This window comes from Ruegeria sp. ABF4_144 (assembly GCF_056160045.1).
Map to the genome: position 1 here is coordinate 844895 of NZ_JBSWWK010000001.1, position 19402 is coordinate 864296.

The 19402-nt window shown below is 57.3% G+C and carries 14 protein-coding genes and 2 tRNA genes; 9 read left to right on the forward strand and 7 right to left on the reverse strand.

The genetic code is table 11. The features are described 5' to 3' along the window. Positions 1-30: 30 nt before the first annotated feature. Entirely contained in the window at positions 31-906 is an 876-nt protein-coding gene (locus ACXAGD_RS04405; protein WP_475208735.1) for a hypothetical protein, read from the reverse strand. A 183-nt stretch (positions 907-1089) separates the two neighbouring features. Here ACXAGD_RS04405 and ACXAGD_RS04410 point away from each other — a divergent pair. Together ACXAGD_RS04410 and ACXAGD_RS04415 are read left to right on the forward strand one after the other, a co-directional pair. After that, positions 1090-1165: transfer RNA gene (locus tag ACXAGD_RS04410), tRNA-Thr, on the forward strand. A 355-nt stretch (positions 1166-1520) separates the two neighbouring features. Beyond that, positions 1521-1605, forward strand: a tRNA-Leu gene (locus ACXAGD_RS04415). 9 nt (positions 1606-1614) lie between these two features. On the opposite strand, the gene ACXAGD_RS04420 is transcribed toward ACXAGD_RS04415, so the two are convergent. Together ACXAGD_RS04420 and ACXAGD_RS04425 are read right to left on the reverse strand one after the other, a co-directional pair. Beyond that, positions 1615-2112 carry a hypothetical protein gene (locus tag ACXAGD_RS04420; protein WP_475208736.1) on the reverse strand — a complete coding sequence of 166 codons (498 nt, stop codon included), beginning with the start codon at positions 2110-2112 and terminating at the stop codon, positions 1615-1617. Beyond that, entirely contained in the window at positions 2105-2872 is a 768-nt protein-coding gene (locus ACXAGD_RS04425; RefSeq protein WP_475208738.1) for a helix-turn-helix transcriptional regulator, read from the reverse strand. The genes ACXAGD_RS04420 and ACXAGD_RS04425 overlap by 8 nt, the downstream gene beginning before the upstream one ends. Positions 2873-3475: 603 nt before the next feature. Here ACXAGD_RS04425 and ACXAGD_RS04430 point away from each other — a divergent pair. From ACXAGD_RS04430 to ACXAGD_RS04450, 5 genes are all read left to right on the forward strand, one after another. Then, positions 3476-5830, forward strand: a complete 2355-nt coding sequence (locus tag ACXAGD_RS04430; protein WP_475208739.1) for a hypothetical protein — start codon at positions 3476-3478, stop codon at positions 5828-5830. Between the two features lie 297 nt (positions 5831-6127). Beyond that, positions 6128-7900, forward strand: coding sequence for a type I secretion protein (locus ACXAGD_RS04435; protein ID WP_475208740.1), 1773 nt, complete (start codon positions 6128-6130; stop codon positions 7898-7900). A 37-nt stretch (positions 7901-7937) separates the two neighbouring features. Further along, complete coding sequence (locus ACXAGD_RS04440; RefSeq protein WP_475208741.1) at positions 7938-10172, forward strand: type I secretion system permease/ATPase; 2235 nt, start codon at positions 7938-7940, stop codon at positions 10170-10172. Between the two features lie 11 nt (positions 10173-10183). Continuing rightward, a complete protein-coding gene (locus ACXAGD_RS04445) occupies positions 10184-11536 on the forward strand; it encodes an HlyD family type I secretion periplasmic adaptor subunit (protein ID WP_475208742.1) in 1353 nt (450 codons plus the stop codon). Positions 11537-11615: 79 nt separating this feature from the next. Beyond that, on the forward strand, positions 11616-11990 hold the full coding sequence (locus ACXAGD_RS04450) for a rhodanese-like domain-containing protein (protein WP_475208743.1): 375 nt from the start codon (positions 11616-11618) through the stop codon (positions 11988-11990). Between the two features lie 4 nt (positions 11991-11994). Here ACXAGD_RS04450 and ACXAGD_RS04455 read toward each other — a convergent pair whose 3' ends face one another. Continuing rightward, positions 11995-12795 (reverse strand): alpha/beta fold hydrolase, encoded by an 801-nt coding sequence (locus ACXAGD_RS04455; RefSeq protein ID WP_475208745.1) that lies wholly within the window; start codon positions 12793-12795, stop codon positions 11995-11997. 49 nt (positions 12796-12844) lie between these two features. Between ACXAGD_RS04455 and ACXAGD_RS04460 the strand changes: the two genes are divergently transcribed. Then, positions 12845-13219 (forward strand): hypothetical protein, encoded by a 375-nt coding sequence (locus ACXAGD_RS04460; RefSeq protein WP_475208746.1) that lies wholly within the window; start codon positions 12845-12847, stop codon positions 13217-13219. 61 nt (positions 13220-13280) lie between these two features. Here ACXAGD_RS04460 and glyA read toward each other — a convergent pair whose 3' ends face one another. Continuing rightward, complete coding sequence (gene glyA / locus ACXAGD_RS04465) at positions 13281-14576, reverse strand: serine hydroxymethyltransferase (protein WP_475208748.1); 1296 nt, start codon at positions 14574-14576, stop codon at positions 13281-13283. Positions 14577-14743: 167 nt separating this feature from the next. On the opposite strand from glyA, the gene ACXAGD_RS04470 reads away from it, so the two are divergent. Beyond that, positions 14744-15505 carry an NAD kinase gene (locus tag ACXAGD_RS04470; RefSeq protein ID WP_475208749.1) on the forward strand — a complete coding sequence of 254 codons (762 nt, stop codon included), beginning with the start codon at positions 14744-14746 and terminating at the stop codon, positions 15503-15505. Between the two features lie 255 nt (positions 15506-15760). Here the strand turns inward: ACXAGD_RS04470 and ACXAGD_RS04475 are convergent, their stop codons facing one another. Together ACXAGD_RS04475 and prpE are read right to left on the reverse strand one after the other, a co-directional pair. After that, the gene (locus ACXAGD_RS04475; RefSeq protein ID WP_475208750.1) at positions 15761-17200 is read right to left on the reverse strand and encodes an amidase family protein; all 1440 of its coding nucleotides are present in this window, start codon (positions 17198-17200) and stop codon (positions 15761-15763) included. Positions 17201-17294: 94 nt separating this feature from the next. Then, positions 17295-19184, reverse strand: a complete 1890-nt coding sequence (prpE, locus tag ACXAGD_RS04480) for a propionate-CoA ligase PrpE (RefSeq protein ID WP_475208752.1) — start codon at positions 19182-19184, stop codon at positions 17295-17297. Between the last annotated feature and the right edge of the window lie 218 nt (positions 19185-19402).

A 19402-nucleotide genomic window follows, 5' to 3' on the forward strand; every position in this document is an offset into this window, starting at 1 on the left:
GTGTCAAAAAACTGTTTTCGCAAAACGAGATCAGGGTCTGAGAACCTGCACCCCGGGAATGCCGCCAAGCCGTTCAAGATCCTGTTCATACAGTTCGGAAAACGCGTCCACGATCTCGGTGCTCCACCCTGGCAGGTGCAGTTCTTCTTCAATTTCTTCCGGCTGCGCGTGATTGTCGAAAATACGAGCCATGTTTTCGTGCAGGATTGCCTTGCCTTGCGCAGCATCATGGCTTGTTAGTTCCCGGACTTCATTTTGGCCGGTTTCGTCCAGCAAGGACAGCAGCAGATCGTTTTCGTCTTCCAGAGGTGTATCTTCACTCAGTCCTGCCAGAGCACGAATGATTTCACCCCAGATAAAGGGGGTGTCTTCGTTGCTCCACAAGGTAATCCGGACGTTGGGCGCAAGATCCCGGATGTCCTCGATCATGCCAATCCAGCTCAGGCAGCTTAGATCGGTGTCCCGAATTGCTTCGGCGCGTGCTTCCTCTGGCAGAGACATCAGCAGTTTAGGAACGAAGCTACCCGGGTTTCTAAGCCCCATGAACAGCTCAACCTCGTGGTCGCGAAAGCCCTGTTCCAACAAGGCCATTCTGCGGCCAGCGAAAGGGTACAATTGGCCGTCCCGAAGTGCTGTTTCCGGTTCGCCTGGAAATCTGCCGCTTGAGTATATTGCCCGCTGAGTGCTCTCTTCCCCTGGCAAGACACTATTGAATTTTTGCTCGGCAGGGACCTCAGTCGTCATGGCTTCGAATTTGTCAAATGCGGGCTTGAACACGCGTTTGTACCGGCGCGGACCAAAATACTCGACCCCGTTTGCCGCCAAGGCAGAAGCGTTTTTTGTCAACGAGTCCAGCACCCGACCTCCGTCGGTAAAAGCTACGCCTGCGTGGATCGCAACCTGCATTTTCAGCTCTTGTCCTTTGCTTCATAGCCCGCTTGTCGGGTTACAGCCCGCGGCCGGAACAGTCAAACACGGGCCATTGAACACCGAGCTATCTATGTGCGCACAGGAAAACTGCCAATCCCTAACTTAAGATAAAAATATGTGCTTGCAGTCCACAACAAGAGAAAGTAATCGACACCAAGCGCCCCTATAGCTCAGCTGGTAGAGCAACTGATTTGTAATCAGTAGGTCCGCGGTTCGAGTCCGTGTGGGGGCACCACTCTTCATACAAATGTTGGGAAAGCAGGATGGCTCTGTTTGGGTTTTAGTTTTTTGTGAAGAGCAGCCAAACAAAGTTCAAGACTCTGAGCGGCGCCGCGTGCGCGCAGAAAAATAGCTCACTAGTCGATTCTATTGCGCGCCAGCGATATAAGGGATCAAGCTCACATTACCAGTTCTGAAAGGCTTCCAGCTCTCTCTATGATTGGAGGTTGGGGCGTTAGTGAAGACCGCGTGCGCATGAAATACGGCACTTGGCCAGTTCCCCTTGCAACGATCAACTTAGCGGCTTTTCAATCCGTTTGGTTGGCAGTAAGAGTTTTCAAACGTCACCGGCGCATTGGCCTCGGAGGCGCGCGGATGTGGCGAAACTGGTAAACGCAAGGGACTTAAAATCCCTCGTCCTAGGACTTGCGGGTTCGATCCCCGCCATCCGCACCAAACACTCCTTCAGACCGGGAAACCCAACTTAGAGATCAGGCGCCAGATGTCGCGGTTCGCGGCCGAGAGCTGTGCGACGATGTCTTCAATCTCCTGAATGGCCTTTTCGTCGACGGTATCTTCGCGCCCCAGTTTGATGTCGGTCTTACGATCAGCGATACGCATCAGGATGGTCTTGGGGTTTCCGCTGTCGGCATCGAACGAATAAATGCAGTGATTGTACCTGTTGCGGATGAACGACAGTTTGCTTAGGCGCTGTGTGTGTTCAAGGATCGGATCGCGAATCTCGGCAGGGCGACCTTCCATCTTGGCAAGCCGCTCGACCAGATCGATCCGGGCGCGCGTGGTGTTGAGGGTCAGGAAGATGATGACTGCGACATCCTTGTTGGTCCCGCTCAGGCCGGCAATCAGGTGGATCAACAGACTCTCGGTGTTGGTCCACATGTAGTTCAATTTGCCGACCAGAAGGATCAGACGGTCAAAGCGGGTTTCGAGTGTCTCAGTCAACGGTCTGACCGTGCGTTTCGTTTGCAGTCACTTCGAAATAGAACTGCGCAGCTGCGGTTCTGTTACTGACGCCGATCTTGCCCGCCACATTATGCATGTGCAGCTTCACCGTATGTTCGGTGATGCCAAGGTTGGCTGCGATGATCTTGTTGCTTTGGCCTTTCGAGACCAATTGAAGAACCTGCTTTTCTCGCCGCGTCAGCCGCGAGTAGATCGGATGGGGTTCTTTTGGCTTCGACATCGGTTCTGCGCTGGTTTCACTCAGCAGACAGGGTTTGCTCTGAGGGCGGGGCGCAGACACGCAGTCGGCTAAGAAGCTGGGCAGATAAAGCTCTTCATGCATCAACAGACGAAGGATCGAGCGCCACACATCCGGCGCGACGTTCATGGGAAGATAGCCGATATCTCCGAACTGAGCCCGATCCCAGGTCTCGAACAAAGCGCGTGCGGCGTCCTCTTTGCGGTAGGCAAAAGCAAGGCAGCCTGTCCCGGCTGCTTCTTTATAGGCCTTCGGGCGGGCAAGCAAATCATCCAGCATGATCTGGTCAACGACTACGACCTTTCCAGCTGACGACCGCGGATCCCCTGTTGCTTTCAGGTCGGCCACGTCCTCATAGCGGTGCGCGGACACGCCGAATTCCGCCTGAACGCTTCGTAGAGTTTGATTTGAATAGAAGAGTTCCTTGCCGATGAAATTGATCGAAAAGTCCTCGGAACAAACATTTATTTGGGTAACACTATCCTGCAACGGACTGCTCATTACTTCCCCCTATAAACCCACGCCACCAATATCTGTGGCGAAATCGTAAACAACACGCGGAGCGTAAATTAACGGTAAATTAACTGCTATTGCTTAGTAACTATACCTGAAAGTCTATTTTTCATCAACATTCCGTGTGGTCCTGCTGATTGGGTCTAGAACTTTTGTATAGGTTCACCATCAACATTCTCGTAAAAGTAGAGCAAAAATATGGTTTTAACCGATTTGCCGAAATTCGGCCTTATTTTCATGCCTGCGCCCTGACTTTCTGAATAGTTTTTCCAAAATTACAAATAATAACAATTGGATAAGCTGTCTAATGCTTTAGAGCAGCTATTCAGACCGTTCTCCTGCTGCAACCATGATCCTGCTTCAATTTGGGAAGCGATGTTCCTGACGCGTCCGCGAATCGCGCATTTACGCGAATTTGAATTCAGCGGTCCGCACATCGGCTTAGCCGGGAAAGGGAGGTGGGAGACGACTTCACAGAACAAGACCGCATCATGCGCGTTTCGCGCTTGAGTGCTTAAAGTTTGTTTCAACTGCGCCAGTAGCCGTTTTGTAGATGAATGACGGTCGGGCGCTCAGAGATGGAAAATAGTTATGAGTTTGAAAGATCGTAATGGCACGAACAACATCGCAGTTGGCGAAGTTAATGTTGAAAATGCAGAAGTTCCGATTGATGCAACGGTGAACGTACGGCACGCTGACGTCGAAATTGATGCAAACGTCAACGACCAAGACAACAACAACAGCAACGATCAGGGCCAAGGCCAGGATCAGTCGCAAAGCACCGACGTTCAGAATGGTCAGGGCCAGGATCAAGGCCAGGGTCAAGATCAGGGCCAAGGCCAGGATCAAGGCCAGGGTCAGGACCAAGGTCAGAAGCAAGCCCAGAAAAACGGCGACAATGACAACGACAACTCGAACCAAGTCAACATCGACTTCGGTGGTGGCGAGTGGATTCCGCGCGACGATGATCAGATCGATGTAGATCTGCAAAACGTCGGCTCTGTCGAAGACGTCATCTCCGTAGGCAATGACTTCGACTATGATCCGGGCGACGATATGAACCTGGACATCTCGCTGGACGGTCAGGGCAACGACATGCTGTCGATCAACAGCCAGTTGGCTGAGCTGAACGACAACGATGACCTGGGCGAAGCCAGCGTTTCGAATGACAACGGTTATTTCGAACAGTCCGGCGACGCCCACGGTGGTGAAGCTTACGCTGACGAAGGTATCGGATCGCAAGCAGACGGTGGCAACTCCGGTGACGGCGGTTCAACCGAAGGCGGCAAAGCCATGTCGTTCACCATGGGCAGCAAAGCCTATGGCGACGGTGGCGAGACTGGTAACGCTGACGCTGACTCGACCGCCGGAGACGGTGGTGCCTCGGGTGACGCAACTACTCTGGGTCTGAACTTTGGTAAGTCTTCGGCAGATTCCGATGGTGCGGGTACCGGTGGTTCTTCGGGTGACGCAGCAAGCGCATCCAATGCCAACAACAACGGTTCTTCCGACGCATCTGATGCTGACGGCGACGGTGGCGAAGGCGGAGACGCCGGTTCGCTTGGTCTGGGCTTGGGTCTGGGTCTGTCGAATGCTGACAACGATGGTCAGTCGACCGGTGGCGAAAACGATAGCGTTTCGCTGGCCAAAGGCGGTGCTCTGGCAGCCAATGACGCGTCGGCTTACGGCGCAGACGGCGGCGACAGCGGCGCTGGCAACATTGGTCTGGCTAAGAACGAAGCCGAAAGCGAAAACGAAACCGGCGATGCTGCCTCGGGTGGTAACATCGGTCTCGGACTGGCTGGAAGCCTCGCGAATGCTGACGCAGATGCCGATGGCGGCAAAGGCGACGGTGGCGATGGTGACGGCGGCGAAGGCAGCGGTGCCATGGGCGATGGCGGTGACGCCAACGGCGGCGGCGGTGCAGCCGGTGACGCAGCCCAGGTCGACGGTGCTCTGGCTTCGAACCACCAGCTGAATGGTCTGGGTGGTCTGAACCTGGGCGGCGCAGATGCCAGCAACGGTGGTGGTGACACCAACGACGGTGGCAACGTGAACGCAGGTGGCGGTGCCGGTGGCGAAGGTCGCGGTGGCACTGGTATCGCGGGCGACGGCCCCGGTGGTGACGGCAACGGTGGTGACGGCAACGGCGGTGATGCAGATGCTGTTTCTGACGCACAAGGCGTTGGCAACCAGGATGCCGCAGGTCCGATGGTAACCCCGACTGCTGGTGATGTTGTTGGCACAGCCCGCAACGATCAGGATGCAGACTCCGACGCTGGTGACGGCGGTACCATGACTACCGACGGACGCGCTGATGCGGACGGAACCGGTACGGCGACGGCAGATGGCGTCGGCGGCGGCGGTGGCGCAATCGATCAGGATGCGCGTTCCGACGGTACCGGTACTGGTTCTGTAGATGCCGACAACGACGCCGGTAACGGCGGAGATTCCGAAGTATTCGCGGTAGCGGACACTGACGGAAGCGCAGACAGCCTGTCCGAAGCGATTTCGGGCTACGGCGGTGACGGCAGCGCGGACAACGATGCAACATCGACTGGATATGGCCACTCTGAAGGCATGTCCGAGTCGGGCATCGGTGGCGGCGGCGGTGCTGCTCAGGCGTTCGGCGGAACCAGCGGTAACGCACACGGGTTTGCCGAAGCTGGCAACACCTTTGGTGGCGCTGTCGACGGCGGTAACGCATGGGGTTCCAACTCGGGTGCTGGCGGTGCCGGTGGCAACGGCGGAACCTGGGGCTCCAACAACGGTGGCGACGGCATCGTGAGCGGTGAGTCGCATGCATCGGCTGCTGCGGTAGTTGACACATCGGCCTTCAACCAGTCGATCGTCATGGGTGCCAACGTTCTTGGCAACGACGTCGATACGACCATGGTTGGTGGTAACATGTCGTCCAGCTACTCCAGCGAAGACACCGACGTATAACTGGAAACAGAGCCCGCTTAGGCGGGCTCTGAACCCTTTTTCAAGAAAACGTCGGGGCCGCATAAGGCGGCCTCGACCCAACTGAACCTAAACCGGAAATTTTAGGCCGGGGCGGGGAAAGGAAAAAAAATGTCGCTCGACAGTATTACGGAACAAATTGCACATTTCGTTGGAACATTTGAGTTAACGACCGAGCAGGCCCGGTGGCGTGATCAGTATGAAGAATTTATTGCTCTGAGACGGAAAGCGGAACTTGAAGAACTTGAAGATCCGACAAAAATTCAGGTTAAAGCACATTTGAAATTGGACCCGGGTGAATATGGCCCGCTGCCTTACAAATTTACCGGCGTGAAAGCCGACGTCCCCCCACCAGCTGCGATCCCTGGACCGATCGAAGATTCCAGCGTGTCCTCTGGCCCCACATTTGCCCCAGAAGGATATTTCCCCGACGCGCAGTTTTCGGCGATGACGCAACTGAACGTCGTTATAGAGCCGGTCATTGAATTCGAACTGGTCGGCTCGGCGGTTACGTATACGTTCCAGAAAATCCGCCTTAACGACAACGACACCGTTGGTGAGGGCGATTTCCGCGACGTCGAGGCGCTGATGGCGCAAGGTGAAGGAACGCTGCAGTTGGCGCTTTCCTTGCACGCGATCACCCCCCCGTCGATCCATATTCTGGACTACCAGACCGGCGAGGCAGTCGAGCTTCTGCTGGATCAGATTTATACCCCCGTGAACGTCGAAATTGACGGTGTGACGGTGCATCAGTTCTTGGGCGAGGGTGCCACGGGCATCATCGTGAATGGTGAGCATGTCGATGAAATGCCCGATTTCATGGAATTGTTGCCAGCCAACCACCAGACGGAAGAAGAGGAAGAAACCGAGGACGAACACGCCGAGGCCTTACCGGCCGAGTGGGACCAGTCCGAAGATTCCGTGTTCGAAGACGGTCATTCCGTCGTCGCAGGCGCCAATTTGGCCATTAATGAGGTCGCGATCTCAGTTGGTTGGATAGACGCGCCCAATATCGTGGTCGGCGGAAACTCAGTGAACCTGAGCGTCGTTAGCCAGGTCGCCGTTGTTGTGGACGTCGACGAAGGTGAAGAGGGCGTCCAAAGCGAAACGCATGTGGTTCAGGCCTCGCACATCAGTTCCGAATCCAAGGAGGCACATTGGCTGGACGATAATGTCACCGTTGAAGATCAGGATCCGATTGTCGTAATCGACTGGATCAGCGGCGACCTGTTGGTGACGAATTTCATCCAGCAACTTATCGACGCCACGGACATCGACCAGATAGCAACTGAAATCGCGGCCACATCCACCGCGTACACGTTGGGTGAGAACATCATGACCAACGTGACCGACATCCTTCAGCTTGGCACGTTCTACGACATGATCATCATCGGTGGTGACATGGTGTCGATTGATGTCGTGAACCAGACCATCGTGTTGATGGACAGTGATGTGGTTCATGGTGCCACGCCGACCGAAGCAGAAGACAATCTGGTGATGAACCAGGTGTCGCTGACGGCCGAGGGTGAAGATACCCACGAGGCCCTGAGCCAGAATCTGGCCAGCACAATCGAATTGCAGGAGGTTGATTCCGACGCGCTGGAAGATGCGCTGCTGAACGATCCGCTGTTCGCCGGAACCGAACTTGTTCGTGTTCTCAAGATCGAGGGTGATCTGTTGCAGGTTAACGTGATCGAACAGATTACAATGCTGCAGGACGACGACGACGTTTATGTCGAAACGCCCGGCGGCGAGGAAGTCACCGCGCTGGGTGCCGGAAACGCCATCCTGAACTCGGCCAGTGTAAACAAGATTGGCGTCGACTCCGTCGTTATGGCCCAAGGGGAAGAGTACTCGGAAGTGATGTTGCATCAGGCAAGCCTGATCGACTCCGTAGAAGAGGAAAACACCGAGTTGGTCAACGAAGCGATCGCAATTCTGATGGAAGAGGTCGATGCAGCAGGCGACGCCGAAAATCTGGCTGGATCGTCCACTCTTACTTCTTCTGAAATGGCAGCCATCGACGACGGCCTGCAAACTATGCTAGCGTAGTAACCCTGTTTGTTACGAGTGACCTGAAAGTTTTGACATGTCGATTGTTTTTCCGTCGCGCCCGAGTCGATACGCCAGCCCATTGGATCGTAACGGCGGCAGCGCTTCTAAACCGCCAAGCGCGGGCCAGTCTGATAAGAAACCAAAGAAAATCCCCGGATTACGACTCAGCGAAGATTTACGCATCAGTGATCCGCAAGACGGTAAACGGGAGGCAGTCGCCGAAAGCGATGCGAGCGCCGAAAATACCGTGAAAGCGAAACCCACTCAGCAACAAGCGAATGAGGAATCGCAATTGCGCGCCGGATCTTCCCCCCGGCGCAAGCAGCCGCAGCCTGTCGAAGACAGTGACCAACAGGGCAGCGGTGCTGGGGTGGCCGACGTTGAGAGCCCCGATCCCGAACCCGTCAATAAAACGAGCGACCGTATACCCCCCGCGTCGCGCTCGAGTGGCGGTGATCGCATGGGCACCACTATCGAGGCCAAGGCGAACGAACCATTGCTGCGCAGCAACTCAGGTGGCGGCGATGGAAAAGGGCCACCCCAGACATTTCATAAACGTACCCCGCCAGAGGATTTTCGCAAGACACTGCGAACTTCGTTACGCGCAATCTATCGCAATCTGGCCTTTGTGCTGGTTCTGACCTGCGCGACGAACATCCTGATTTTGGCGATCCCGATCTATCTGTTCCAGATCAGTGACCGGGTTCTGACCAGCAGGTCACTGGACACGCTGATCATGCTGACGGCCATTGTCGCCGGGGCGGTGATTTTCCAATCAGCCTTTGACGCGGTGCGGCGTTTCATGCTGATGCGGACGGCGGTCGAGGTGGCGGCTCGTTTGGGTGCCCCGGTCCTCAGTGCCGCAGCGCATGCTTCGCTGCATGGTTCTGGGCGAGAATACCAGACGCTGGGCGATTTGCAGCAAATGCGCAGCTTTTTGGTTTCTGGCACGCTTATTTCGTTCCTGGACGTGCCTTTCGCACCATTGTTTATCCTGATGATCTTTCTGGTGCATCCGCAGCTTGGGATGATCGTGATCGTAACGGCCCTGCTGCTGATGACGATCGCATTCATCAACCAGCGCATGACGGCCAAACCATTTGCCGAGGCCAACAAGGCGCAGTCCATGGCTAACATGCATCTGGACTCGATGGCGCGAAACAGCCAGATCATCAACGCCCTGGCAATGATCCCCGAGGCGGTACGCATCTGGGGCCGGGACACTGCGCAATCGCTGACGTGGCAGGTCCGTGCGCAGGACCGGAATGTGATTTTTGCCGCCATTTCCCGCGCGGTGCGCCTGCTGACGCAGGTCACCATTTTGGGCTGGGGTGCGTTTCTGGCGCTGCAGGGTGAGATTACCGGCGGCATGGTTATCGCCGCTTCGATCATCGCGGGTCGCGCGTTTGCGCCGATCGAAGGGTCAATCGAGGGCTGGAACGGCTTCCTGCTGACCCGCGCCGCTTATGGCCGCATCAATCAACTGCTGTCCAATTCGGCGCTGCAGTTCGAAAAACTGCGCCTGCCGCGCCCAGAAGGCCGGCTGGACGTGGAACGCCTGCTATACGTGCCCGGCGGCACCAAGCGCGTTGTTCTGAACGGGATCAGTTTCTCGCTGAACCCGGGCGAGACGCTGGCCATCATCGGCAACTCTGGAGCGGGTAAAACCACGTTGGGTAAAACGTTGGTTGGTTCGATCCTGCCCACATCGGGCAGCGTGCGTCTTGATCTGATGGATATCCGTAACTGGGATCCGCGTCAGTTTGGCGAAAGCATCGGATACCTGCCGCAGGATGTGCAGCTGTTCCCCGGTACGATCAAAGACAATATCGGCCGGATGCGCGCGGATGCGACGGATGAACAGATCCACGACGCGGCCGTTCTGGCCGATGTGCACAACATGATCGCAACACTGCCTCAGGGGTATGAGACCGTAGTGGCGGCGGATGGCTCACCCTTGTCCGGTGGCCAGAAACAGCGCATTGCGCTGGCGCGGGCCTTCTTCGGCAATCCGCGTATGGTGGTGCTGGACGAGCCGAACTCGAACCTGGATGTTGCCGGCGACAAAGCGCTGGCGCGGGCCATCGAACAGGCCAGAGAAAGCAAGATCACCGTGGTGGTGATCACGCAAAAGCCGACGCTGCTGAATGTAGTCGACAAGATCATGTTGCTGACAGATGGCCGGGTAGCGCTGTTTGGCCACCGCGAACAGGTTCTGCAACAATTGAACGGGCCGCGCAACAATGCGCCCGGCATTCAGAAGAAGTAAGGGGGTGCGATATGAATGAACTGGTGCCCGTAAACAATGATCCCAAGGATCCAACGGTCTGGTATGCAGAGGTTCCCCGCTCGATCAATCGTCTGATCGTCATCGGCTTTGTTCTGCTGGTCGCCTGCTTTGGCGGCTTCGGTGTTTGGTCTTTCCGTGCGCCTCTGGCGGCCGCTGTGATTGCTCAAGGCAGCTTTGTTGCCACTGGTCGCAACAAGATCGTGCAGCATCTGGAAGGCGGTATCATTCAGGAAATTCAGGTGGTCGAAGGCCAGTCTGTCAAAGCGGGCCAGGTTATGATGACGCTGGACCAAACCTCGGCCGAAGCGAACGAACGTGAATTGTTCATCCGCAAAATCCGCCTTCAAGCTATGTCCGAGCGCCTGAATGCAGAATATGGCGAAGCGCAGCGGCTGGAGTTTTCCACGAACCTGATCGAAGCTTCGGATGATACCGAGGTGATGAGCATCCTTGACGGGCAGAAGATCACCTTTGATCTGTCCCGCAAGACCCTGCTGAACGATATTGCATTGCTGGAACGAAACATGGAAGCGCTGCGCATCCGCTCCAGCGGGTTCGAGGCGCAGTTGGACAGCATGGTGCGGCGGTCGGAAATCCTTCAGGAAGAGTTCGAAACCAAGCAGGCGCTTTTCGAAAAAGGGCTGGTGCGCAAAGGTGAGCTGAACACTATTCGCCGGGTTCAGGCCGAAGCCGAAGGCCAGCAGGCACGGCTGCAAGCCGAAGCGGCTGAAATCAGCCAGATGCTGTTGAAATACGAAGAACAGATCTCTCGCACCCGGGCCGCATACCGAGAGGCGGCGCTGGATGAGCTGGGCGTGATCGAAGCTGATCTGGAAAGTGTCCGCGAAAAAGCCCGTCAGGCTCGCAGCGTTCTGGACCGCGCGGTCGTGCGGGCTCCGGTGACGGGTACGGTGGTGCGGCTGCACTATCACACGCCGGGCGGCGTGATCGAAACCGGTGAACCCATCGCCGAGATTCTGCCCGCCGACGCTCCTCTGATCATCGAGGCGCAAATCCCGCGTACCGAGATCGACAGTGTGGTCACCGGACAGGACGCGACGGTGCGTCTGGTTGCTCTGAACCAGCGGACGACACCGGTGTTGCAAGGCCAGGTGTTCTATCTGTCGGCGGACTCAGTGATTGAAGATTCCACTGGCGCACCGCAAGAGGTCTATCTGGCACGCATCTCGCTGGAACCGGAAGAGATCGAGCGCGTGAGGGGCTTTATCCCGACCCCGGGTATGCCTGCCGAGATCATGATCCAAACGGAAGAGCGCACATTCGCGGCCTATATTGCGAAACCTGTGACAGACAGCATGTCGCGCGCTTTCCGCGAACAATAGGCAGACTGATCTCAGGGCCGGTCTGCCCCTTCCACGAATTGCGTGTTACCCTCCGGTGAAAACCACCGGAGGATGACCTATGCCCCTGACCGTTCAAGACATGATGGAGGCCGCAAATGCCGTGGTCGAACGTATCGATACTGGCAAGTCGAAAGAACTGATAGGGCAGGGCGGCTTGCTGCTGGATGTGCGGGATGCCGTCGAATTGCAGAAGACTGGGCGGGCCAGCGGTGCACACCACATCCCACGCGGCATGTTGGAATTCCGCGCCGATGAAAGTCTGAAATCCCATGATCCGGAACTTCGGAAAGACCGCCCGATTGTCCTGTATTGCGCAGCTGGTGGTCGCGCCGCGTTGGCAGGCAAGTTGCTGAAAGACATGGGGTATCAGCGGATCTATAACCTCGGCGGTTTGCCCGATTGGGTCAATGGCGGGGGCGAGGTTACGGCCTGAAGGATCAGGCGTTCAGGAACGCCCGGACGGCGGCTTCGAACTCGCGCGGTTTTTCGGCGTGCAACCAATGGCCAGCGCCCGGGATCTTGGCAAACTTGGCAGCTGGAAACAGTTTGCGGATCAGGTCGCGATGCTCTGGCAGGACATACTCGGACTCTCCACCCGACAGGAAAAGGGTCGGGCCGTCCCATGAGCCGTCCAATTCAGGGAAACCCATGATCTTCGGCATCTCAGTCGCCAGCACATCAAGATTCAACAGCCAGCGTTTCCCCTTGATATCAAGTGATTGCGTGAAAAAGCTCTGAAGTGCAGGTTCAACACCCTGATCGGCCAGTTGCTGTGCCGCATCTGATCGCCGCTCGATCGTTGAGAAATCGACAGCGCGCATGGCTTCAATGAATTGGATCTGGCTGTGCGTGTAGTTCACCGGCGCGATGTCGGCGACCACCAACTTGCGTACCAGAGACCCATGTTGCAGGGCCAGCGTCATCGCGGCCTTACCGCCCATCGAATGGCCCACAACGTCGGCTTGGCCACCAAAGTGCTCGATCACCTCGGCCAGATCGTTGGCCAATTCGGGATAGCTGTGCTGGTCGGTCCACATGCTGAAGGCATGGTTGCGCATGTCGACGGCCACAACCTGACGTTCATCCGCCAGACGACGGGCAATCACACCCCAGTTCCGGGCCGAGCCATATAGCCCATGTGCAATCAGCAGTGGAGGGTTCGCGGTCGGTTCGCCATGTACGATCGTGTTCAGCATTTGGCTGTGATACCCGTCGCGATCAGAAACAACCAGCCCCATTGTCGCCTTCGCTCGTGGGGGTTAAGTTGACAACTTCGGAGGCCCCGTCATGTCGGAAAACACAGATATCCAAAGCCAAATTGCGCAAACGGTTCAACTGTTGCGCAAGAAACTGGGCGTAAAGGACAAGACGCTGGCAGAGTCGATCCGTAAGGCCAAGCGGCTGCTACCACGGCGTATATACAAACAAGCGTTGATGCTGGCGAATGCCGAGCAAATGGCGGCTCATCCGAAGTTGCGGTTGGTGCTGGATGCGCCGACACTCGCACGCGCGTCCGAAGAGGTTCAAACCCATCTAAGCGGTATCAACCGTGCCGATCGGCGACTAGGATGGTTTCTGGGGATGCTCGGTGGGCTGGCGTTCAATCTGCTGGCCTTGTTGGCGCTGCTTATCATTTTCCTGCGATGGCAGGGGTTTATCTGATCGAACCCAATTAAGAACGGCGCCCGTTGGGCGCCGCTCAGGTCTTAGATTGTAAACCTGATTACAGGTTAGGATAGATTGGGAATTTGGCGCAGAGGTCTGCGACCTCGGCTTTGACCTTGGCTTCGACGGCGGAGTTGCCGTCTTCGCCATTGGCGGCCAGACCGTCGACCACTTCGATGATCCAGTCGGCGATCTGGCGGAATTCAACCTCACCAAACCCACGGGTGGTGCCGGCGGGCGAGCCCAGACGGATGCCCGACGTGATGGTCGGTTTTTCCGGGTCAAACGGCACGCCGTTCTTGTTGCAGGTGATATGCGCTCGGCCCAGAGCCTTCTCGGTCGCGTTGCCTTTGACGCCTTTGGGGCGCAGGTCGACCAGCACCACATGGGTGTCAGTGCCCTGGGTCACCGTGTCCAGACCGCCTTTGATCAACTGATCCGACAGCGCTTGCGCGTTGGTCACAACCTGCTGGATATAGCTTTTGAACTCGGGGCGCAGAGCTTCACCAAACGCAACCGCTTTACCAGCGATGACGTGCATCAGCGGGCCGCCCTGAATGCCGGGGAAGATGGCCGAGTTTACTTTCTTGGCGATCGCCTCGTCATTGGTCAGGATCATGCCGCCGCGCGGGCCGCGCAGGGTCTTGTGCGTGGTGGTGGTCGCAACATGGGCGTGCGGGAAGGGCGAGGGGTGCTCACCCGCCGCAACCAGACCGGCGAAATGCGCCATGTCCACGTGCAGATAGGCGCCAACCATATCGGCGATCTCGCGCATGCGGGCAAAGTCGATCTGACGCGGGATGGCGGAACCACCAGCGATGATCAGCTTGGGCTGGTGCTCTTTCGCCAGCGCTTCGACCTGGTCGTAATCCAGCATGTTGTCTTCTTTGCGCACACCATACTGGACAGCCTTGAACCACTTGCCCGACTGGTTGGGCGCGGCGCCGTGAGTCAGGTGACCACCTGCATCCAGGCTCATCCCCAGGATGGTGTCGCCGGGCTGGATCAGCGCCTGAAACACGCCCTGGTTAGCCTGCGAGCCCGAGTTCGGCTGCACGTTGGCGAATTCACAGCCGAACAGCTGCTTGGCGCGGTCGATGGCGAGGTTTTCGGCGATGTCGACGAACTGGCAGCCGCCATAGTAACGACGACCGGGATAGCCCTCGGCGTATTTGTTGGTCATCACCGAGCCCTGCGCCTCCATCACGGCGGCAGAGACAATGTTCTCGGATGCGATCAGCTCGATCTCGTCGCGCTGACGGCCCAGCTCGGATGTGATCGAGCCAAAAAGCTCAGGATCACGGTCGGCAAGGGATTGGGTGAAAAAACCGGTATCACGAAGATTGGCGTTCATGGGGGCTCCAGATTGCTGGGGTAAATCTTGCGGATTTCCTATCGGAAACGACACATCTGCAAAAGCTTTAAAGCGACGATTTGGCCCGCTGCGGCGTCAAGACTGGTCTATCGGGGAAAGGTATGTTTGTTTCGGAACCAAATGTGTAACACCGGAAACCGGATAAGATGACTAAGAGAATCGCCTTTCTCGCCAGCGACGTCAAAGTGGCGCAAACCGCGCGGGACAGCCTTGTGAAACTGTATGGCAATGCGGCCCCACGGGACGCGGATGTGGTGGTCGCGCTGGGCGGGGACGGGTTCATGTTGCATACGCTGCACAACATGCAGCATCTGGACACACCTGTTTATGGCATGAATCGCGGTACCATCGGGTTCCTGATGAATGAATTTCACGAAGAAGACCTGATGGAGCGTCTGGCCGATGCCGAAGAAGAGGTGATTAACCCTCTGGCAATGCAGGCCATGGATCAATCCGGTAAACTGCATGAGGCGCTGGCCATCAACGAAGTTTCACTGCTGCGGGCCGGTCCACAGGCGGCTCGGTTGAAGATCAGTGTCGACGGGCGGGTGCGGATGCCTGAGTTGGTTTGTGACGGCGCCTTGTTGTCGACGCCTGCCGGTTCGACAGCATACAACTACTCGGCGCATGGACCTATTCTGCCCATCGGGTCGGATGTGCTGGCCCTGACGGCGATTGCCGCGTTCCGTCCCCGCCGCTGGCGCGGGGCACTATTGCCCAAAACCGCGAAGGTCCGATTCGATGTGCTGGACGCCGAAAAGCGCCCCGTCATGGCAGATGCGGATTCGGTTTCTTTTGCGGATATAGACTGGGTGGAAATCCGTTCAGAGCCGTCCATCCAACACCGCATCCTGTTCGACCCGGGGCATGGTCTGGAAGAGCGCCTGATCTCTGAACAGTTCACCTGAAACCTTGGGGTAAAGGCTTTTTGCAGCTTATGTGACCCAGTTCACAGGCGTTTGATTCATCTTTTGTTAATCTCAACTTGCCCGGAGAACACGCCTAGGTGGGAGTGAGTGGCCACCAAGCGGCGTTGTCGAATGATTGCGCAGTTTTCGCGCCGGCGAGGGTAGGTGGTGCTACGCTCGTTGACCGATTTCCGGGTTTATTTAAGCAACAGGACCCCGGGCACAAAACCCCGGGGTCTATTTTGTTTGCTCGGCCTATTTGGCCGCGCCCATTTTGTCCCATAGCGGTAGGCACATCTGACCGACGCGCGCTTCGATGGCTGCTGCAGCGTCCACGGCCATATCCTCGCGCCAGCGCCGGGCGGCGATCTGAATGTTGATCGGTTGCGGCCCTTGCGGCAGATCGGCCAAACGCGCTGGAACGCTGGCCGCGGGCAGGCCCAGAAAGTTCATTGCATAGGAGTAAACCGCACAGCCCAGAACCTCGTGCACACCTTCGACACCTTCCGTGTCGCGGTCGGGTTTGAAAAACGGTTGCGGCAGGAAAGGGGACAGGATCAGAGGATAATCCTGCATAAACAGCGACCATTCCCGTGCGTAGTGGGTACGCTTGCCCAGCATCCGGACCATATCGGTGCCCACGATGGGGGGGAACTCCTGAAAATAGACGTCGAAGATATCGCGTATGGTGTCAGACCCCGCAGCCTCGATATCGCGTTTCAGCAGCGTCAGAACCTCGCCCATCAGCGTACGGTATCCCGTACGTCCGCAGTCGAAGACATCGGGCGGGCTGACTTCTTCGACCTGATAGCCCGCATCGACCAAAGCATCGCGGGCGGTGTCCAGCGCCTTGTCGACCTCAGGGTGCAGAGCATAGCCAAAGGTGTCTTTGGTAAAAGCGACTTTGAAAGGTTCGTCCAGCGATTCAACGCGCCAAGGCATTGGCACGTGGAACGGGTCGCGCGGGTCAGCTGCGATCAGGCTGGGCATCGACTGGTGAAGATCGGCAGCGCAGCGTGTGATCAGCCCCTGCACCGACATGGATTGCGCCAGAAGACCACGCTCGGCCTGTTGGCTGGGGTTCCAAGCGGGTACGCGACCGAGGCCGGGTTTTACTGTGACCGCACCGTTGGCTGCTGCCGGAAAACGCAGGCTGCCGCCAATGTCGTTACCATGTGCTAGTGCACCGATCCCGGCCATCACCGCGGCGCCAGCACCGCCCGAAGACCCGCCGGGCGAAATGTGGCGCCCCCATGGATTATGCGTGCGCCCGTGCAGCGGGTTGTCGGTGTCGGCCCGGAACGAGAACTCGGGTGTGTTGGTGCGCCCTATCACCACTGCCCCGGCTTCCTGTAGGTTGCGCACAACCGGAGCGTCATCGGGTGCGATCACGTCTTTCAAAGCCACAACGCCGTTCGAGGTGGCATGGCCCTTTTGATCGACGTTGATTTTGATCGTCACCGGTACACCGTGCAAAGGTCCGGTTGGTATTCCTTTCGCTCGGATCTGATCGAGACCGCGTGCCCGTTCCAGCGCTTCGGTGCTCAGATCCTCGACCACCGCATTCAGGTCCGGGTTGACTTGGTGCATTCGGTCAAGGGATGCGCGCACCGCGTCTTCGGCGCTCAGGTCTCCGCTGCGGGTGAGGGCGGTCAGGTCGGTGGCGCTCAGTCGCCAGATGTCGGAATGTGTCATGCGGCCTCATTGTCTTGGTCAGACAGTAGGGGCCTTGGTCCCGGTTGCAAGGGAAAGGCGCAGTGCGGGCGGCCGGGAACCGCCCGCAGGGCGTTTACTGGGCGTAGCCGATGGATTTCAGCGCCACCGTGATTTCGTCCAGAATGGCTGGATCATCGATGGTCGCGGGCATCTTGTACTCCTGACTGTCCGCAATCGACACCATCGTGCCACGCAGGATTTTGCCCGAGCGGGTTTTGGGCAGGCGATCCACCACGACAGCCTGTTTGAAGGCAGCCACAGGGCCGATCTTTTCACGGACCAGCTTGACCACATCCTGCACAACCTCGCCATGGTCGCGATCGCAACCGGCGTTCAGACACAGGAAGCCAACGGGCATCTGACCCTTAAGCTGATCGGTCACACCAATCACGGCGCATTCGGCCACGTCGGGGTGGGCGGCCAGAACCTCTTCCATTCCGCCAGTAGAAAGTCGGTGGCCCGCGACGTTGATCACGTCATCGGTGCGCGCCATGATGTAAAGGTATCCCTCTTCATCAATCATACCCGCATCGCCGGTTTCATAGTAGCCGGGGAAGTGGTTTAGGTACGAGCTTTTGAACCTATCTTCCGCGTTCCACAACGTCGGCAGGGTGCCCGGAGGCAGTGGCAGCTTGACCGCAATCGCACCCAGTTCACCCGGCTTCATCGGGTGGCCGCCTTCGTCCAAAATTTGGACGTCATAACCCGGCATCGGCTTGGCCGGAGAGCCAAGCTTGATCGGCAGTTCCTCGATCCCCAACGGGTTGCCTGCGATGGCCCAGCCGGTTTCGGTCTGCCACCAGTGGTCGATTACCGGAACTTTCAATGCGTTTTGTGCCCATTCGATCGTGTCCGGGTCTGCACGCTCGCCAGCCAGAAACAGCGCGCGCAGATCGGACAGGTCATATTTTGCCAGCATCTCGCCCTTGGGGTCTTCGCGTTTCACGGCGCGGATGGCGGTGGGGGCGGTAAAGAAGCTTTTCACCTTGTGTTCGGAAATCACCCGCCAAAAGGTGCCTGCGTCGGGGGTGCCGACCGGCTTGCCTTCGAAGACGATGGTGGTGTTGCCGTGGATCAGCGGCGCGTAGCAGATATACGAGTGCCCCACGACCCAGCCGACATCGGACGCGGCCCAGAACACGTCACCGGGATCGACGTTATAAATGTTCTTCATCGACCAGTTCAGCGCAACCAGATGGCCAGCAGTCGGGCGCACGACGCCCTTGGGCGCACCCGTGGTGCCTGAAGTATAGAGGATATAGGCCGGATCATTGCCATCCACCGGCACACAATCTGCCGGTTCGACGCCGTATTGGAACCCGTGCCAGTTAAAGTCGCGACCTTCGACCAGCTGCGCTACTTCCTGTTCACGTTGGAAGATCACGCAGAAATCAGGTTTGTGGCTGGCCATATCGATGGCGCCGTCCAGTAGCGGTTTATAGTGGACAACGCGGCCCGGCTCCATCCCGCAGGACGCGGCGATGATCGCCTTGGGTTTTGCGTCGTCAATGCGAACCGCCAGTTCGTTGCTGGCAAATCCACCGAAAACAACCGAGTGCACGGCACCCAGACGGGCACATGCCAGCATCGCTTCAAGCGCTTCGGGGATCATCGGCATATAGATGATGACCCGGTCACCTTTTTCTACGCCCTTGGCTCGCAGTGCTCCGGCCAGATTGGCCACACGGTTGCGCAGTTCGACATAGGAAATCTCGCGCTTGGTGTGGGTGATCGGGCTGTCATAGATGATGGCTGTCTGCTCGCCGCGACCGTTCTCGACGTGGCGGTCTACGGCGTTCCAGCAGGTGTTGACCTTGGCGTCACAGAACCATTCGTAAAGTGGGGCGTTGTCGTCAAACAGTGCTTTGGTCGGAGGTTGAACCCAATCGATCCCTTTTGCGGCCTCCATCCAGAATGCCTCTGGATCGGATTTCCAGCTTTCGTAAACGTCCTGATAAGCCACGTTGGTCTCCTCCTTAAATCCCTTGCCACGTGTGTAAGGGCGGCGGGGGGCTGCGCACAAGCGAGGGACATAACGGGGCGTCACTTTATCGCAAAAGATTTGCAGAACACGTCAGATTCGTCTGCAAAGTTTTGCAAAGCGGTTTAAGGCGGCAAAGTTGAATGCATGAGGTGATAGTTTTTGCAAACTTGCAAAGTTAAGCATGCAAAGAATCACTG

Excerpts from the sequence above, each read along its gene's own strand:
- ACXAGD_RS04405 (WP_475208735.1), bottom strand. The coding sequence starts at position 906 with ATGCAGGTTGCGATCCACGCAGGCGTAGCTTTTACCGACGGAGGTCGG.
- ACXAGD_RS04425 (WP_475208738.1), bottom strand. The coding sequence starts at position 2,872 with ATGAGCAGTCCGTTGCAGGATAGTGTTACCCAAATAAATGTTTGTTCC.
- ACXAGD_RS04430 (WP_475208739.1), top strand. The coding sequence starts at position 3,476 with ATGAGTTTGAAAGATCGTAATGGCACGAACAACATCGCAGTTGGCGAA.
- ACXAGD_RS04440 (WP_475208741.1), top strand. The coding sequence starts at position 7,938 with ATGTCGATTGTTTTTCCGTCGCGCCCGAGTCGATACGCCAGCCCATTG.
- ACXAGD_RS04445 (WP_475208742.1), top strand. The coding sequence starts at position 10,184 with ATGAATGAACTGGTGCCCGTAAACAATGATCCCAAGGATCCAACGGTC.
- ACXAGD_RS04450 (WP_475208743.1), top strand. The coding sequence starts at position 11,616 with ATGCCCCTGACCGTTCAAGACATGATGGAGGCCGCAAATGCCGTGGTC.
- ACXAGD_RS04455 (WP_475208745.1), bottom strand. The coding sequence starts at position 12,795 with ATGGGGCTGGTTGTTTCTGATCGCGACGGGTATCACAGCCAAATGCTG.
- ACXAGD_RS04460 (WP_475208746.1), top strand. The coding sequence starts at position 12,845 with ATGTCGGAAAACACAGATATCCAAAGCCAAATTGCGCAAACGGTTCAA.
- glyA (WP_475208748.1), bottom strand. The coding sequence starts at position 14,576 with ATGAACGCCAATCTTCGTGATACCGGTTTTTTCACCCAATCCCTTGCC.
- ACXAGD_RS04470 (WP_475208749.1), top strand. The coding sequence starts at position 14,744 with ATGACTAAGAGAATCGCCTTTCTCGCCAGCGACGTCAAAGTGGCGCAA.
- ACXAGD_RS04475 (WP_475208750.1), bottom strand. The coding sequence starts at position 17,200 with ATGACACATTCCGACATCTGGCGACTGAGCGCCACCGACCTGACCGCC.